Here is a 17,667-nt window from a genome sequence, read left to right as displayed (position 1 = left end):
CCCTCGGGAAGCCTCGGGGTCGTCCGAGAGAGCGAAGCTCTCTCGTGATGACGAGACGCCTTCGGCGTCTTGAACCACTTGACCCCGAGGCGGTTCACGTTCCGTGGCAAAGGCGTCGTGTACGGGGCCCGCACCACAGACAACGACGACTGCTCCACACTCGCCACCGTCGATGGTCGTGTCTGTCCCGATTACGTCACGCCAGAAGACGACGATGGCACACACCTTCGCAGGTATCGGGGGAGCAGCGAGTGGGAACGTACAGTTTGAGCTTCGTTATCAGTAATTACAGTCTATGTAAGGTATGTTTCCGTGCCTACTCGAAACCTGTATACTAGCCACATTTCATGTATTCAAACCCACAATATCTTTTTGTCGGTTGTTACCGTATCTATCACTATGGCGGGTGCACAGACTGAAGAGCATCCTCTATACTTTCTCCAGTCCTTACGCAGTTACACGTTTTCTCCTCTCTCGACAGCAACCACTCTCGTAGAACAGGAGTATTCGGAAACAGCAGACGAACGCGATGCTTACAAACCACTGTCTGAGCGAATCGCAGCAATCACACCAACGCAGGCTCTGCGCTCTCCAGCGCCATCGACAGTACTCACGGATTACAGTCCTTCAGATGGCAAGATAGACCGGGTTTGTACTACGTATCGTGAAACTGTGATGGACCTCCCACATTATGACGACGTGTACGGGGAGTCTCTCGAGGAGCACGTTGCCAAAGAGTTCGGGGTCGAGTTTGCCGATCGGCTCACCGATTCTGGAACAGCCTTTACGGCGTCATTCAAAGCTATGTTCCAGGCACGCCTCAAGCACGCAATACACAGCCGACAGCATTTCCTCACGACGCTCACTGAAGAATCTCAGTCGATTACTGAGGCCCGGAATTCCCTGAATACACTCTTCGTACAGCTGGACACGACGATTCTCCCGGATTGGTACCACGAAAACTTCGCCGGAGAGCTAAATACAATCGCAGAAAATCGACAGCAGACGCTGCGGAACAGGCCGTTAGAGACATACCTCGACGATCACTCCCTCTGTACGTACCTCTACGGGGAGCAATCTTGGACCTATCCAGTACTGACGGCGATAGCGCGACTTCGTGAAGCTGTCACAATAGAGGGGTCCAACGAAGACCGCTCTGCGGGCGACGAGTAAGCGGATAATCGACGTGGAAATGAAGGGGCGATCGGAGATGTTCCGACTACTCCCCGCGGACGAACGTCACTGGGCACGGTGCGGAGAGCATAACCTCCTGTGCGGTTGACCCGAAAACAGCTTTGCCTGTGGGTGATCGCTTTCGCCCGCCGACAACGACGAGGCCGGAGTCGTCCTCTGCCGCAAGCCGAATGATTTCGTCACCGTGCGGGCCAATCGTGCCTCGTATCTCATGGTTCACCCCAGCATCGTCGAGCGCTTTCGAGATTGCGCGTGTCGTGCTGTGACGTCGTGCCACCTCGTCTGGTGTTACTTCCGTGGGGCTTTCGATTCCTAGTTGTTCCGTCGCAGACGTGTACTCCTCCTCGGTGAACACGTGTGCGAGGACGACTGTGGAATCCGCGGGCGCGGCAATATCGACAGCAAAATCTGCGAGTTTCTCTGCTCGGTCGCTATCCTTGGGACCGACCGCTAGTAGGATGGGTTCTAATGCCACATCCACGAATCAGACTGCTCCATCTTAAAATTTGTAGCACGCTTCAACCGATTTGCCGCGCGAAGACACCGAAACACGAGAACCATCAATAAGATAGTCATATCAAAGATATGTCTGATATTGGTTTGTGGGGGGAGTGTATACTCACAAGAGACAGTTCCATAGAACCTCGACTAGAGAGGTAATTCTACAGTATAACGTCAAAATAATGGGTAATACTGTAGAAAAGGGAAATTAATAAGGCACCAGTTCAGAAAATATAATTTCTTGGGTGGGGTATATTTTAGTAAGCAGATGAGGAATTGTAGAGATGCAACCAGGACCGTTGAAGGACGAATATACTCTTTAAAACCAATAGGAGGCGGGATCATCGATAATCCATGGATATCATATCGGATGTATTTCGTCGTTAAACCTTCTGGCTCGAAATAGGAGTATGCTATTCCGGAATCACTTTTACCATAGTATATTTGGTTGGAGTTAGAAATGAACATTTTACAAACTATTTCTCCAGGCGCTGTAGTGCTTCTGTACAGGGGTCGCTGAATTCCGGTTTCGGTACCACACCCTCGACGCGGACGCAAGAGTCGGAGAATGACTGCTCTCCGAACGTCATCCGGACGCCGGCAGGACAGTCAGAAGTCACCAGCACCGTCGACGGTGAGACGACAGCAACCGAGAGCACGAACTAATCTCGTACCTATTGATCGACTTCGCACCGATTCTGCCGAAATATCATCCCAATCCAGATATCAGCCTGCAGACAAACTCGAACAGCCAGCCCGCCAGGGTGAATCACTGGCTGTATTGTTGCCAGCCGGCGTAGAGCAGTCCGGCTGCGATGAAGATGGCACTGAGGACGCGGGCGGCGACAGTAGCGAGCTCGGCGAGGGAGGCAGCGATGTTGAATCCGGGGGCGTCGCGCTGGGTGTGTAACGAGTACACCTCGTCCTCGTACGCAATAGCGTACACACCTTCCCCGAGGGCGACGTGATCAGTCGCGTACTCGAAGTCTGGCGCAGTTGCGGACTGATTCGTGACCACGTACGGTGACCCAGCACGAGCACGGTCGAAGACGGTCTGCCCGCGCTCGGAGAGATTTTCGTACGCCCGAACGTCGCTCGTCTCGTACTCGATTCCGTATGCCAGCGTTCCGTTATCGGCGGGATCGACACGGTGGACGAACTCGACTGGCTCGGACGACGCCCCCACGGGAATCATCGAGGCGATCAGCGAGAGAACGCCAATCACGGCTAATGCTGTCGAAGTGGAGGCTTTGACACCATACCAGAAACTCAGTATCCGAAGTCTCGTAGAGGTTACGACCCCTTCGATGTCAGAACTACGGGGTCGTCAGCCCAGTTATGCAGTAGCTATCGACGGTACCCGGATAGCAGCTATCGAGTATGCCACAGTCGGTATCGCTTGATTCTGCATCATTCCGCTCGCGCTCATCAGTGAGCCGCTGATAGCCGTGTTCTTCGGAACAGACCGTACTCGGATAGAACGGGCGCTAAACAGAGGTTAGCACTTATGCGTGTCCCGAGTCACTGGTCAGTATGAGCCGACGTATCCTCGTGCCAGTCGATGGGTCACCGCAATCAGAGGCAGCGCTCGACTACGTGCTGGACAACCACCCCGACGCGCAGGTGCTGCTGCTCCACGTCCTCAATCCCGCGAGCACGTACACTTACGGCGACGACGAATACTTCGACTTCGAAGGGTATCAAGCGGAAGCGAAGCGACAGCACGAGCACGCCGAGCAACTACTCGGAGAATACGGTGAGACGGCGAGCGAGCGCGGCGTCGATTTCGAAACCAGACTTGAAACAGGAAAGCCGGCCGCAAAGATCATCGAAACAGTCGAAGCCGAAGATATCGACCACATCGTAATGGGGAGTCGTGGGCGCTCGGGCGTCGGTCGGGTACTGTTCGGAAGCGTCGCCGAAACCGTCACTCGACGCGCGCCCGTCCCGGTCACCATCCTCCGATAGTTGTCCGCTTCCACGGCGAAAGCCGTGGCTCCGCTATGGGTTGTTTTTGAGATCTACAGTTCAACGCGGGGTTGAATAGTAAATAGGAGTGGTTTTGCATGTCTGGTGAGTGGTCGAGAGTATCAACGCGTACAGAATCGTATTCTGTGGTTGGTACTGGCCACCCTCCCCATGAATTCGCAACCACATCATGTCCTTGACTCGTCTGTGATTGTCGCTGTTGGCGACACAGCGTGGCTAACCACATATGTTGATGCGCTCCAAGAACGGTAGTGTTCAGATAAGCTGATTCCATGCGAAGCTGAAGGATCTGAGCCAATCGTCGGCGGTATCTGCTGCGGCGTTGCTGAAACAGTTTGAGAACGATGAGGTTCGACGTTTTATCTCTCGAAAGACACGTTCGACAGCATTCCGATTCCCATGTTTTTCATACTGGAATCGGAGGCCGTGTCGGTTGCAGGCGTCTTTCAGCGTGGGTGCGCCATCCACGAGAACCACGGCATCATCGACGTCGTGTTTCTCCCGGAGCTGTGCGAAAAACGAGCGAGCAATCACGTTCGTACGCGTCGATTCAAGCTTCGTATGGAGTAATTTGTTTGTGTCGGGATCGACAGCAGCGTACAGCCAGTACTGCTCGTTATTGAGTCGGATCACGGTTTCGTCAACCCCGACGTGATCCGGATTCCGTCCAGACTCGGGCTGTAGGTCGGCTTTATGGACCCAATTATGAACGGTGGATTGAGCTCGATTGATACCGAATAGCTCAAGAATTGAGACAGTATTCGAAAGCGAGAGTCCAGCAAGATGGAGTTGAACACTGAGCTTCATCAGCAGCTGCGGTGTCGCTTCTCGTTCAACAAACTCTAAGTCGATCTAGTCTAAACAACCGCTGAGGCGGGCGTTTTCTGGCATGGACACCCGAAAAACCGCACCGCCTCGCCTTTCAATCCTTATCTGAACACTGCCGTTACAGCTGGCTAGTACGACCGTAGGAAATTTGTTAGTGTGGCGGAATTGTGGGTTAACTACGGTATTCAGTGATGTTGAGTGATACATTCCGAACGGTGTTTGCGGTGGTTTCGGTGGTGTTGCTCCTGTCAGCACCGGTGGCTGGTGCCGTCTCGTTCGAACGTGGTGGGGGTATGACTACTGAGCGAGCGGTTGGTAGTCATGCAGGGGCGCAGCCACAGGTAGGGGCAGCTGCAGCGAGTGCTCGGATTTTGAATTTTAATCAGGACTCCGGGAGTTTTGAAGCGGGGGAGCGCGTGACTGCTGAGGTTGAAGTCCGGAATACCGGCAGTAGTGACCAGACGTTTTTCGTCGGCTACAGTATGGTTGGCCCGAATGGGAATTGGCATGATAATGACGGGCAGACTGGGACGACGGTCACGCTTAGTCCGAACGAGCGAGAGTGGGTGAGTGTTAGTTGGACCGTCAGTAATGATGTGCCGGTTGGCGAATATGATGCTGTAACGTCTGTGTGGGCGGAGAGCGATCGCGATAATCTGCAGACGCGACTTGATAGTGCTCGGCAGAATGGTGCGTTTGAGGTGGTTGAACCAGCGGAGGTTGACGCCGCGATTCGGGATGTGTCTGTGGATGGAGGAACGTATGACCGCGGTGAAACGGTAGATGCGACGGTAGTCGTTGAAAATACTGGTGACGAATCCCATGCGTTTTTCGCGGGGTACTCGGCGGTCGGCCCGAACGGTGAGCTGTACGATAATAATGGTGAGACAGGGCAAGTCGTCACGCTTGACCCCGGTGAACGTCGATCAGTGCAGGTTGAGTGGACCGTTGAAGACGGAGTTTCGAGTGGGGAATTCGGTAGTCGAATCTCTGTGTGGGCGGAGCAAGACCGAGACAATGTGCGAACGCGGTTAGATGACGTGCACCGGGAGAACGTGTTTACTGTGACTGAGCCGGCGGATATCTCGGCGCAAGTGGTGGAAGCCTCTGTGGCATCAGGTGAGTATACGCCGGGTGACGCCGTTGATGCGACGGCTGTCATCGAGAATACGGGGAACACCGAGCACACATTCTTCGTCGGATATTCAGTGATTGGCCCTGACAGCGAGTCGTACGATAATAACGAAGCAACAGGACAAACAGTCACGTTACAGCCCGGTGAACAGCGAACGGTTTCGCTGGAGTGGACCGTCCAGAGCACTGCAGTGACGGGGGACTACGATGCACGGATTTCAGTTTGGAAAGAGCGTGACCGGGATAACTTGCGGACGCGATTGGACGACGTACGTCGTGCGGATCAGTTCTCAGTGACAGAGGAAACGGAAGTGGCCGCGGAAGTCGTTTCGGTTGATATCGCGTCGGGTGAGTTCCAAAGTGGTAGTTCGGTGGATGCGACGGCGATTGTAGAAAATACGGGAAATACAGAGCACACGTTTTTCGTCGGGTACTCCGCACTTGGACCGGATGGTGGTGTCTACGATAACGATGGACAGACCGGGCGGACGGTGACGTTGGCTGCTGGTGAACGTCGATCGGTTTCGCTGGAGTGGACAGTTGAAGACGGTACCCCAGCGGGCAGTTATGGTGCGGAGATTTCGGTGTGGGCGGAGCAGAATCGAGACAATTTGCAGACGCGTGTTGATTCTGTTCGTCGGTCTAGTTCGTTTAGTGTGGTTGAGTCAACAGCTCAATCGGTGAAGATTGTGGAGCTAGACGGTGCATCTGGTGAGTTCCAACCGGATGAAGAAGTCATGGCAACTGCCGTCGTGGAAAATACTGGGAACACAGAAGCATCGTTCTTCGTTGGGTATTCGGTAATTGGCCCGGAGGGCGATTCGTACTCGAATAATGACCAGACGGGAACACCGATAACACTCGGTTCGGGGGAAAGACGAGCGATTACGGTAGAGTGGACGGTCCCTGAGTCGGTACCCAGTGGTGAGTATTACGGTCGCGTCTCCATCTGGCGAGAGACCGATCGGGATAACCTCCAAACCCGCTTGGATGACGCTGTGCAGGAGACAGCGTTCGAAGTAGTGGGGGAATCCACGTCAGCGATGCACGTGAATGCGGTTGATGTTGACTCTGGCAAATACTACGAGGATGGAGTGGTAGACGCGAGTGCCGTGATTGAGAATCGCGGCGAGGAAGAACGCACAGTATACGTGAGCTATGGTATCCCTCGTGGTGATAGTGGAGCTGATGGTGTTGAGATCACGATTGGTCCGGGTGAACGTCGATCGATCGCACTTAGTACGGAGGTCTCCGGTTCCCTTTCGGCTGGGGCGTATGCGACTCGAGTTGCAGTCTGGGATTCGCCAGCTGAGCAAACACTGCTCACAGAGTCCGTCCAGTCCGGGGTGCTCACTGTTGTAGATAGCCCGGCAGGGAGCATCGAGGACATGACGTTCTCATCCGGTGACGGCGAGGATTCGGCGACGGTCAGCGTTCGACTGCATAATCCAACGACGACCGAACGGTCGTACGAGCTTGTTCCAGCAGAGCAGAGTGGCGTTCGTATCATAGCGGAGTCTCCTCGGGAAGTTACACTTGGAGCGGGCGAGCTTCGGACGGTCTCGATTCCAGTGAGTGTGAATGCTGAGGAGACGCAGCGGACGCTTGAACTCGCGCTTGCAGCGTCAGATGGGACCGTACTGGATTCAGCGTCGGTGGATGCGTCGCCGGCGCAGACGGTGCTTGAGGTATATGCCATCGATCAAGATGGGGATCCAATTTCCGGGGTGCCAGTCGAGCCGTACGTCCCAGACCTAGAGCGAAAAGCCACCGACGAGACGGGGCTGGTCAAGTACACGAATTTGTCTGGGAGTAGTGATGCGTTGGTGTTCGTGGAGAACTTGCGCGATCGTGGGTTTGTGACCGCGAAGCCAACGGGGTCGTATACCTCAACGATTGAAGAAGGAAAGCGAACCAGGATTATCGCCGAATTTGAGCGCGCGACAACAGTCACCGGAACGGTCACGGACAGTAATGGAGCCGCGATTACTGACGCAACGATCCGTGTTGCCGGGAACGGTACAGAAGTCCCCGTCGGTTCGAACGGTAATTTCGAACTCCGTCGAATGGAGTCAAACGATGAGTATACGATCGAGGTATGGCAGGGCGCCGATAAGCTAGCGAGTATACAACGAGAGTTCGTGCAGGGGACACAGACTGTGAACTTCGAGATTCCTGACGAGGAACTCGAAGGCGCTGCGAGTATTCGTGATCGGCTCTCGCATGCTGCGGCGAACCTCTTCGAGGATTCGACGGAAGCGCAGAAATCCCAGATCTTCCCCGAAAACAGCGCCGTTGTTGGATCTGACCCATCGGTGGATCGTGCTGAAACAGGTCCAAACTACTTCATGGCCGATGACGACACTTACCGAACATCCGGCCCGTGTGCGTGGTATAACAGCCGGGAAACGTGTAAGTCATACCGGATGACGACCGCGGAGGGAATTGCCTCAAGCCAGGGGATGGTCGATGGAGTGAGTGCTGGCCTTCAAGATTCAATCGAGGGACTTGAAGCGCTCGGCGAACCGGTGAAATCCGCGAAATCGATGGTTAATCTAGTGGTGACCGTGATGGGAGATATCGGATTACTCGACGACCTGATCGCGCAACTCCCACAACAAATTCAGGAACAACAGCGAGCCGATAACCCGCATTCCAAAACACATCAGCCGCAGCAATACGAGGCGTACAAGCATAGCTGGTACGCTGGCTATATGACGTATCTCGTGATGACCTCGTATCTCGGGACGGGTATCACGAACTACGTCAAAAGCTCGGACCGGCTCGCAGATGCTGCTGACCATCTTCGGGATACGTCGGTGCCTGAAGTGAAGCAGGCTGTGAAGTTCGAGGCGTCGCTCCGGAGTGGAATCGGGAAAGCACAGTACCACGTCAAGACACCTGGTGAGGTCTCCGCACGTGCGTGGCGGGACAGTATCGACCAATTCCGCCGGAACAGTAACGTGCCGACTAGCCAACTGAAACGGTATCTCCGAAACGTGAAGGCTGCCCGGAATACAGAGGCGATTCAAGGCTCTGCAGGGTACTTCAAAGACATCTCCGAGCAAGGGGCGTCGAAGCTCACTGGAACAGTCCTGGAAGCCGAGCGTGCGGTTGACCTCGCGAATCAGCAATCCGTACGGGAGGTGATTGTCGAACCGACAGACGGTGGTGTGTTCGACTTACTGGTTCGGAAAACCGATGGGGAAACGGAGTACATCGAAGTGAAAAACCGGGATCCGACCAAACCGGCACTTGACACTCGGAAACTCCGGAGCGAGCTGAGTGGTGTGCAAGGTCAAATTCGGAAGAGTTCAGTTGAAACCAGTGATGGAACGTCCGTGGCGACAATCGGCGCTCGGAAAGTCAGTGCGGATCTCGCCTCCCGTGAGAACCTCCGTCAGGTCCTCGGACAGTGGCTGGCTGACAGCGCAAACCCACCCCGGTTCGATCGTGTTCGTATCGTCGCTGGCAGTGGCACGGACCGCCAAGTCCATACGTTCGACGTCGAGGACTTCGATATCACATACCCGGGCGCAGAACACTCCCGCACCCCAATACAGGAGCCATCGATCCGCTCACCACAGGTAGCATCCATAGCGCCAGTTCGTTCACCAGGTCTGGGTTAGTTCGCGTCGGCTGCGAGCCCCTCTGCGTCCCGGTACATCGTGATGAACTGGTCGAGGGTGTTATTCGTATAGTATTGGTTGGGATCGCTGCCTGCGATATACATGACGAGATTATCGATGCGCGCCACTGTCACGACGGTTCGATAGCCGTTCTCGTTAGTAAACTGGATTCGCTGCGCTGTGATTGCGTTACCGTATTCGACGGTGTTGACCGTGCCGTTCGCTGCCAGTGAGTCAATAACCGACTCTATGTACTCTGTTGCCGCTTCAGGAGACTCAAAGATGGTTGTTGAGAACAGGATGAGTTCAGGCCCATTTACATCTGTCCCGGAACGGGCGTAGGCGCGTTCATGGAGTTTGATGATGTTTCGTTCAGCAAACGTTTCGGCAGTCGCATTCTCTACGGTGCGGCGAGTTTCCTCCGTTTCCCCATCGAGCAGGTACCCGCTAGGTAATTCAGATGACTGAAGGAGGATTTCTCCAGTCGCCGTTGATTCCGTAAACGTCGTGTCAGTACGGTCTATTGTCGATGTCGAAGTTTCTGTGTCCGCTATCACCGTGGTTGGTGGGACATTCTCAGTCTCCGCTGGCGCAGGTTGGCTATTCGAACCAGGGAACGCAGAACACCCCGTCAAAACTAGCAGGGCCACGAACCCAATCAGCACACGGTGTCGCATACCCACGCTTCATCAATCAATTCGCATAAAATCGCCGGTATATCTACTCGGCACCGTACTATTGTCCGCTGTCAGCACCTTCGTTCTCACTGCCCAATATCGGACGTCGTCGGGATCCCTCTTCTCGCGCACGGAGCAAATCTCAACGGCGAGTCCAGTTAATCACCTATTCGGTCGACGGGGCCCTGCGACGGCGCCGTCAGTGCGCGCTTCAGCACGCTCACGCAGAATATTGTTTTGCCGACAGACGAATCCTCCCAACCGTCGGTGAATGAGACCGCTGTCCAGAAATACTCCCCGCCTCGGCGCTGTACAAATTCGACGAGGTGCTGGTACGAACGCGCTTGGATGCACCAGGACACTGCTACCTCCCGGATAGCTCTCACGGCTCCCTCAACAACTTCGACCGTTCAGCGGTGACGCAAGGAATTGTTCGAAGACATGGAATCCAGCTACTGGAGATCTCCTCGACACCGAGAGTGTCATCACGAGCGGGCCAAACCCGGGAACGCCGAAGGCGAGTGGCTGTCTGTCTGTAGAAAGTATTAGAGTGGTCGAAAAAGATACATTACACGAGTTCTCATCAACGCATGTGTCGTCGACACGGCGCCAGAATTGAGACCGCTGTCGCCATATTGTCTGTCACCACCCCGCTTCCTCTAACCCCTGTAGAGGAAGACCGGCGACACACCTTTTCACATAGCTTTGCAGAGCCGACGGCCAGTTTGGAGAGTTCTTCGGCAACGATCAGCTACCGCTCGAATACGTGGTCTCGTTACTATACTACGTTCGCCGATGCAAACGCGATGATAGAGCCATATCGCGAAAAGTATGAGTTGGCTAGAGGCCGAGGTAGGTTTCGATGAGGTCATCTTCCTCGGCGAGGCTCTCTGGTTCGCCGTGGAATTGCATGTTTCCTTCTGCGAGAATGTAGACGTAGTCGGCGATGCGAAGGGCGGCCCTGACGTTCTGTTCGATGAGAATGACTCGGGCGCCGCGGTCGACTAACCGTTCGACGAGATCGAAGGCGTCTTCGACGAGTGCGGGTGAGAGGCCGGCACTGGGTTCGTCCATGAGGAAGGTATCAGCACCGGTCATCATCGCGCGGCCGAGACTAACCATCATTTGCTGGCCGCCGGATAGCGAGCCAGCGCGCTCGTCTAGTTTCTCCTGGAGTGCGGGGAATGCATCCAAGACTTCGGTACGACGGTCTTGATAGACGCTTTCGTCGTCAACGGTGAAGCCGCCGATGCGGAGATTTTCTTCAACAGTAAGCGAGGAGAGGACGCCCCCACCCTGTGGGACCGTTGCGATGTCTGCTTTGACAGTCTCTTCGGGTGTTGCGTCTGTGAGATCGACGTCACCGTACGTGATCGAGCCGGACCAGACTGGGACGGTCCCATTAAGCGTTTTCAGGAGAGTGGACTTCCCACTGCCGTTGGGGCCGAACAGGCAGGTGATGCCTTCGTGGGACTCGATGGAGACGCCGTGCAGGACTTCGTGATCTCCGTAGCCGGCGACGATGTCAGTCGCGCGGAGTGTTGGCGTCTCGGAATTCATATTGGGACCTCCTCGTCGTCGGCAGAGCCAAGGTAGGCTTCGCGAACGCGTTCGTCGTTGGTGACTTCATCGAAGCTTCCTTCGACGATGTGTTGGCCTTGGTCGAATACGGAGACACGGTCGACGACGTCTCGAATGACGTTCATGTCGTGCTCGACGATGAGGAACGACGTACCGTTGTTATTGATCTCTTCGAGATGATCGAGAATCCGTTGTTCGAGCGCCGGGTTGACGCCGGCAGTCGGTTCGTCCAACAGGATGCAGTCCGGATCAAGCATGAGGACACGACCGAGTTCGAGCAGTTTCTTCTGCCCGCCGCTCATGTCGCTGGCTTCGTCGTCGGCGAGATGATCGATTTCGAGGAACTCGAGGATTTCGTCGGCTCGTGCCCGTTTGTTGTTCCCGCCTGTTTTCGCGGCGAGGAGATTTTGCCGGACGGTCATGTTCTTGAACGGGGAGACGATCTGGAACGTCCGGCCAAGCCCCCTGCGGGCAATCCGGTGTGGCTTCCATCCAGTAATGTCCGTTCCATCGAAGGTGACCGTCCCTCCGTCCGGCTGGTGCATTCCCGTGAGTGTATTGAAGAACGTCGTTTTGCCGCTGCCGTTCGGCCCGATGATGCCATGAATGGACCCACGCTCAACACTGAGTGTGATCTCGTCGTTGGCGGTCAACGCCCCGAACTGCTTCGTCAGGCTTTCTGTTTCAATAATGTGTTCAGGCATGGCTATCTGGTGAAGTTGAATTTGTCAGCAAGTTCACTCACGTTGTCCTTGATTTCGGTTAGACCGACTTCACCCCGGAGAATTCCGATAATCCCACTGGGTGCGAACAGGACAGTCAGCATGATCAGGAGGCCGATCATCGGCAGGTACAACGTCGACGTGCCGAGGAACAACGACGACATGCGGTCAAGCATGAAGATGGAGATCCCACCAACGATGGGGCCGGCAATCGTTCCGAGGCCACCCAGCAAAGCCATGATGATCATCTGGTCAGTGAGGATGGATGCCAGCACGTCGTTCGGGTGAATGAAGGTAATATAGAACGCGTTCGCAGCCCCGAAGAGGCCGGCAATCGAGCAGGAAAGCACGTACACCTGACGCTTGATGCGCTCAGCATTAATCCCGAGCGTTTGGGCAGCGTCCTCGTTGTCCCGGATCGCCTTCACGCGGAATCCGAATTCGCTGCGTTCGAAGAGGACGTACGCCAGAACCGTCGTTCCTACGGCGAGGGCCAACATCACATAATAGAAGAACATCTCCGTGGGCGGCCCCGAGAGCGGGAGGATGATGGCGTCCGCACCAGTCGGGAGGCTCATCCCGAACGTTCCGCCGGTGATATCTAAGATGAGTGCGAGCTCATGCATCGATTCCGCGAATGCCCACGTGGCAATCGCAAAGTACGCTCCCTTCAGTCGGAGGGTGGGAATACCGACGCCGAGTGCGACGATGGCGCAGACGATCGCTGCGACGGAGAGTCCGGCGATAAACGGTAATCCGTACGTCGTCATGGTAATGCCGGCGGCGAACGCGCCAATCCCGAAGTAGGCCCCATGGCCGAAGTCCAGGTAGCCCGCATAGCCACCGATCATGTTCCACGATTGGGCAAGCCCGATCCACATCAACGCCCCGACGGCGATACGCGTCCAGAAGGCGTTCAACGCCGCTGGCAAGAGGAGGAGGACGACGATTAGTCCGCCAGCGACGACGCGATTGTTCGCTTGGTCGAGGAGCAGGCGGAAGCGATCACGGGTCGTTTTGGAGTCTGTATCCGACATTATGCCACCTCTCCCTTGCCGAGAAGGCCGGTCGGCCGAACAAGCAATAGCACCCAGATGAGGCCGAAGAGGATGAAGAAGACGTACTCGGACCCCAGGTAAACCGCGGTTAGTGATTGTACGATACCGAGTACGAGCCCGCTAAGGATGATTCCAGGAAGGTAGCCCATTCCGGCGAGCACGATCATGAAGAATGCGAAGCCAGTATACTGCATGCCCATGCCGACGCTTGCCGAGTACACCATCCCGATGAAGACGCCTGCAGACGCGGTCATCGCCGCATATGCGCCGTAGGACAGCGATTGATACCGATTAATGTTTACACCCATCAGCCGGGAGATGTCACGATCCTCTGCAACAGAACGAATCGCCGTCCCGCCCTCAGTCCGGTAGAGGTAGTACAGGAACCCGGCGAGCGCGGCGACGCCGAACAGCGCCGTCGCCACGCGAACCATCGGGAACGTGCCGATCGAGGGGATCGAGAACGATCCGACAGCGATGCTCGTCGGTACGTCACGACTGTTCGGTCCGGCAATCGTAAGGACGGACCCGCGGATGAAGCGCGCGAGCCCGAACGTGAAGACGAGCCCCATCAACAGCGGCATGGGGCGGTCACCAGTCGTGACGTGGTGGATGAGCGGTTGGACGAAAACACCGACAACGAAGAATGCCGCGAAGACGAATGGCACGGCGAGTAGTGCTTCGCTGCCGAGTATCGGTGCTAAGGCCGCGCCGGCGAAAGCACCGACCATGACGTATTGACCGACGGCGAAGTCGATGATCTCGAGCACGCCGAAGATCAACGAGAAGCCGACGCCAACGGCCATGTAAATCCCTGCGAGTAGCAGGCCGTTGATCAGCGTCTGCGTGAGTAGTCCTGTCGAGACCATCGCTTACCGATCACTCCACGATGGGATCGGATACGTGGGTTCCGTTTCGGCGACGTCCGCGGGCGCTACAATTTCGGGATCGAGGTCTTCGTTGAGCTGGATAGCGAGCGGATTCGTTGTGATGTTGTTGTGGTAGTTTTCACCCTCGGATTCGTAGTCGATCGTTCCCCAGAACGTGTCCACGGTGATTTCCTCCAGGATGCTGATGAGTTGCGTTTGTTCGTCGCCGGTGAGTGGTGGCTCGGCGCCGAGTTCTGCGAGTGCTTCCTGGTAGACAACGCCGGTTGCGCTGGACGCTGCCTCGGTGTATTCGGGGAGTTTGTCGTATTCTGCTTGGAACTGGTCGGCGTATGTCTGGGAATCCCCCCAGAGCTGACCACCGGACCGACCGGCCTGCGGCAGCCAGAGGGTTGCCCCGAAGGTGTACGCGGCAGCGTCGCCGGCATTCTTGTATCCGGGTGTGTTGATACCGTAGTGCTGGAAGACCCCGTTCGGCTCGTATGATAGCTCTTGGGCGGAGGCCATGAACGTCGCATTACTGTCGATGTTCCCGGAGTTCAGATGCACATCCGGTTCAGCCGACTGCGCCTCACTGATAATGCTCGACCGGTCAGCATCAGCCGGGTACAGTTCGTAGCCCAGCACTTCGACGCCAGCGGCTTCGGCGCCAGCCCGCATCCCTTGCGCTGCGCTCTTCGAGAACGGCCCGTTCACGCCCGTGATGTACGCCGTTTCAGCGGACGGGTCGAACGAGAGGAGCATCTCGACGACGTCGCCGACGAACACGTTCACCGACGGGATGGTGCCAAACAAGTATTCGTGCTGGTTGCGCCATAGCTCCGGTGACTCGGAGCTGCCCGTGATACAGGGCATCTGGTTCTGGTCGAGAATCGGCCCCATGGACAACGGGACCTGGCTGGAGTATGGGCCCAGCATCGCGTCAACATCCTCGTTGTCGATCATTTTCTGGGTAGCGTCGGCACCAGTACTGGGATCTGACTGGGCGTCAGCGTAGGTGAACTCGACCTCGTAGCGGTTGCCGTTGACTTCGATACCGCCGTCCTCGTTGATGCGGTTCTTCCAGAGGTCGTAGCCACGCTTCGTGACTTGCCCTCCGTAGCGGAGCGGGCCCGAGAGCGACGTGACGATACCGAATCGGAACGTTTCCCGGTCGCTGTTGGACCCACTTCCACCGGTACAGCCTGTGAGGCTTGCCATCCCTAGGGCGCTTCCTGTTTTCAGTAGGTTCCGCCGGCCGAGTGTAATCCGGCTAGTCGATTGGCTGCTCTGTGCGTCGTCAGTCGTGGATTTCGTGTTATCGTTCGCCATGATGTTAGTCCTCCGTTGCGAGTGGGAGGCGGCGATCGTCGAGATATGTGAGTGTTTTGTGCGTCGATTGGTCGAGCGGAATGTCCGCGGTGAGTTCCACCTCGGCGTCAGTCTCAGTGCTGGCCAGCAGGTTACCGCGAGCATCACTAATCCGGCTATTGCCCAGGAAGTCGAGATCGCGTTCGCTCCCGACGCGATTGCAGAGCACGTGGGGTCGGCCGTTTTCCATCGCCCGGCTGCGGTGATACGTCCGGTGGTACGTCTCGAACGGTTGCATGTTGGCCGAGATTGTGACTATCACGTCAGCAGAATTAAGGGTTAGTTGGCGCGCAACCTCCGGAAATTCGAGATCGTAACAGATCTCGACACCGAGCGTCCCGACGGACGTATCGAATGTTGGATACGTATCACCCGTCTCGAAGATGGCTGCCTCTTCGTCGTAGAGATGGGTTTTCTGGTAGGTCCCCACCCGCTCGCCATCGTCGTAGAGGATGGCGGTGTTCTCGAAGCCGTCGTCGCCCTCGAAGGCGGTTCCGACGACGAGAACGAGGCCGATGCTCGCGTCGGCGACTCGCGGAAGTACGTTCTCCGCTGCGGCGACGGTCGAAGCTGCGTCATCGGTATCGAGATAATACCCAGTCAGGAACAGCTCGGGGAAAACGAGCAGATCGACGTCTGCAGCACGAGCGCGCTCTGCGGCCGCTTCGAGTTGGCGCACGTTCTCCCGCGGAGCGCCGTGTTCTGGGTCGGCTTGGACAGTTCGGACGTTCATATCTCACTTGGGTATGGGAGCGGATGGGCAGCGTTTCTCTCGAGGGTCGTCGTGTTATTCGACGGGATAGTTCGCTTCTCCAGCGGATTCACCACCCACGATTACGGGGTCGAGATTCTCCTGCAGTTGAATCGCGCGCGGCGTGGTTTTGGCGTTGTTGTGGTAGTACTCACCATCCGTCTCGAAGGCCACTGGCCCGTAGAACGTATCGATGTTGACACTTTCGAGAATGGATACCATCTCACGCTTGTCCTCGTCGGAGAGCGGCGGCGCGGAGCCAAGTTCCCCGAGTGCTTCCTGGTAGACGATTCCAGCCGCCGTCGACGCCGCTTGCGTGTAGTCCGGCATCGTGTCGAACGTGCTCTGTGATGCCTCGACGTAGTCCGCCGATGAATCGAAGAGCGTGCCACCTTCCCGTTCGATCGAGGGGAGCCAGACGGTTGCTCCGAACGTGTTCTGTGCGTTGCCGCCGGCGCCGTCCTTGAAGTCGCTGGTATTGACACCGTAATGGCAGTAGAACCCGTTCGGGCTGTAGTTGAGTTGCTCCGCAGCGTTGAGGAGACTGATGTGGCTGCCGACGTGCCCCCCGTGGAAGTGGAGGTCAGGATCAGCGGACTGTGCGCTACTGACGATATTCGTGTAGTCCGCGTCGGAGGGGTTGAGCTCGAAGCCTGCCACTTCGACCCCAGCGGCTTCGGCAGCCGTTCGCATCGCTTCGGCCGTCGATTCCGAGAACGGCTCGCTGACACCAGTGATGTACACCGATTCGGCTTCCGGCTCGAGGGAAAGAATTTGGCTACCCGCTTCTTCGGCGATGATGCTGACAGTTGGAACTGTGCCGAAGGTGTACGAAAATTCTTGGTTTTCCCACAGCCGAGGCGTCTCCGCACTGCCAGTAATGTGGGGGATCTCGTTTTGCTCGGTAATCGGGGCAACTGCCAGCGAGACGTTGCTGGAGTACGGCCCAAGGAGTGCGTCGACGTTCTCATCGGAGATCATCCGTGAGGCGGCGTCGGCGCCGGTGCTTGGGTCGGATTGGGCGTCGTTGTAGACGAGTTCGACTTCGTAGCGCTCGCCGTCAACTTCGATACCGCCTTGCTCGTTGATGCGGTTCTTCCAGAGGTCGTACCCGCGTTGGGTGACTTGGCCACCGAAGCGAAGGCTTCCGGAGAGGGAAGTGACGACACCAAATTTGAACGTGTCGCGTGAGCTTCCGTCCGGGTCACCTGTACAGCCTGCGAGGCCGGCCATTCCGAGGGCGCTTGCCGTGCCGGTCATTTTCAGCCACTCCCGGCGGCTGAACGACCGACTGATATTATCACTCATGGTCTGGATGCCCGTTCTTACTAATGGTTAATAAAACCTTGCACAGGAGTTGGATTAC

Annotated in this window: 14 protein-coding genes; 3 read left to right on the top strand and 11 right to left on the bottom strand. The window is 56.4% G+C overall.

Annotated elements, in window-relative coordinates:
* The first annotated feature begins 399 nt into the window (after positions 1-399).
* Positions 400-1,173, top strand: a complete 774-nt coding sequence (locus tag LT974_RS07765) for a DUF7260 family protein (protein ID WP_232590203.1) — start codon at positions 400-402, stop codon at positions 1,171-1,173.
* Positions 1,174-1,219: 46 nt separating this feature from the next.
* Here LT974_RS07765 and LT974_RS07760 read toward each other — a convergent pair whose 3' ends face one another.
* Positions 1,220-1,669 carry a universal stress protein gene (locus LT974_RS07760; protein ID WP_232590201.1) on the bottom strand — a complete coding sequence of 150 codons (450 nt, stop codon included), beginning with the start codon at positions 1,667-1,669 and terminating at the stop codon, positions 1,220-1,222.
* 795 nt (positions 1,670-2,464) lie between these two features.
* Positions 2,465-2,920 (bottom strand): hypothetical protein, encoded by a 456-nt coding sequence (locus LT974_RS07755; protein ID WP_232590199.1) that lies wholly within the window; start codon positions 2,918-2,920, stop codon positions 2,465-2,467.
* Between the two features lie 308 nt (positions 2,921-3,228).
* Between LT974_RS07755 and LT974_RS07750 the strand changes: the two genes are divergently transcribed.
* Positions 3,229-3,663: a universal stress protein gene (locus LT974_RS07750; protein WP_232590197.1), complete on the top strand. Its 435-nt coding sequence runs from the start codon at positions 3,229-3,231 to the stop codon at positions 3,661-3,663.
* 276 nt (positions 3,664-3,939) lie between these two features.
* Here LT974_RS07750 and LT974_RS07745 read toward each other — a convergent pair whose 3' ends face one another.
* On the bottom strand, positions 3,940-4,536 hold the full coding sequence (locus LT974_RS07745) for an IS6 family transposase (protein ID WP_232590229.1): 597 nt from the start codon (positions 4,534-4,536) through the stop codon (positions 3,940-3,942).
* Positions 4,537-4,805: 269 nt separating this feature from the next.
* On the opposite strand from LT974_RS07745, the gene LT974_RS07740 reads away from it, so the two are divergent.
* Positions 4,806-9,275 carry a hypothetical protein gene (locus LT974_RS07740; RefSeq protein WP_232590195.1) on the top strand — a complete coding sequence of 1,490 codons (4,470 nt, stop codon included), beginning with the start codon at positions 4,806-4,808 and terminating at the stop codon, positions 9,273-9,275.
* Here the strand turns inward: LT974_RS07740 and LT974_RS07735 are convergent.
* From LT974_RS07735 to LT974_RS07700, 8 genes are all read right to left on the bottom strand, one after another.
* Positions 9,272-9,952, bottom strand: coding sequence for a hypothetical protein (locus LT974_RS07735; RefSeq protein ID WP_232590193.1), 681 nt, complete (start codon positions 9,950-9,952; stop codon positions 9,272-9,274). The genes LT974_RS07740 and LT974_RS07735 overlap by 4 nt on opposite strands.
* 840 nt (positions 9,953-10,792) lie before the next feature.
* A complete protein-coding gene (locus LT974_RS07730) occupies positions 10,793-11,512 on the bottom strand; it encodes an ABC transporter ATP-binding protein (protein WP_232590191.1) in 720 nt (239 codons plus the stop codon).
* A complete protein-coding gene (locus LT974_RS07725) occupies positions 11,509-12,237 on the bottom strand; it encodes an ABC transporter ATP-binding protein (RefSeq protein WP_232590189.1) in 729 nt (242 codons plus the stop codon). Before LT974_RS07725 ends, LT974_RS07730 begins: the two co-directional genes overlap by 4 nt.
* Positions 12,238-12,239: 2 nt before the next feature.
* A complete protein-coding gene (locus LT974_RS07720) occupies positions 12,240-13,292 on the bottom strand; it encodes a branched-chain amino acid ABC transporter permease (protein WP_232590187.1) in 1,053 nt (350 codons plus the stop codon).
* Complete coding sequence (locus LT974_RS07715; RefSeq protein WP_232590186.1) at positions 13,292-14,182, bottom strand: branched-chain amino acid ABC transporter permease; 891 nt, start codon at positions 14,180-14,182, stop codon at positions 13,292-13,294. The genes LT974_RS07720 and LT974_RS07715 overlap by 1 nt, the downstream gene beginning before the upstream one ends.
* A 3-nt stretch (positions 14,183-14,185) precedes the next feature.
* On the bottom strand, positions 14,186-15,400 hold the full coding sequence (locus tag LT974_RS07710) for an amino acid ABC transporter substrate-binding protein (protein ID WP_232590185.1): 1,215 nt from the start codon (positions 15,398-15,400) through the stop codon (positions 14,186-14,188).
* A gap of 115 nt (positions 15,401-15,515) precedes the next feature.
* Positions 15,516-16,283, bottom strand: coding sequence for a carbon-nitrogen hydrolase family protein (locus LT974_RS07705; protein ID WP_232590184.1), 768 nt, complete (start codon positions 16,281-16,283; stop codon positions 15,516-15,518).
* Positions 16,284-16,337: 54 nt separating this feature from the next.
* Entirely contained in the window at positions 16,338-17,609 is a 1,272-nt protein-coding gene (locus tag LT974_RS07700; RefSeq protein ID WP_232590183.1) for an amino acid ABC transporter substrate-binding protein, read from the bottom strand.
* Between the last annotated feature and the right edge of the window lie 58 nt (positions 17,610-17,667).

This window comes from Halobacterium noricense, from assembly GCF_021233435.1.
GTDB lineage: Archaea > Halobacteriota > Halobacteria > Halobacteriales > Halobacteriaceae > Halobacterium > Halobacterium noricense.
This window is presented reverse-complemented; position numbering and strand designations above follow the sequence as displayed.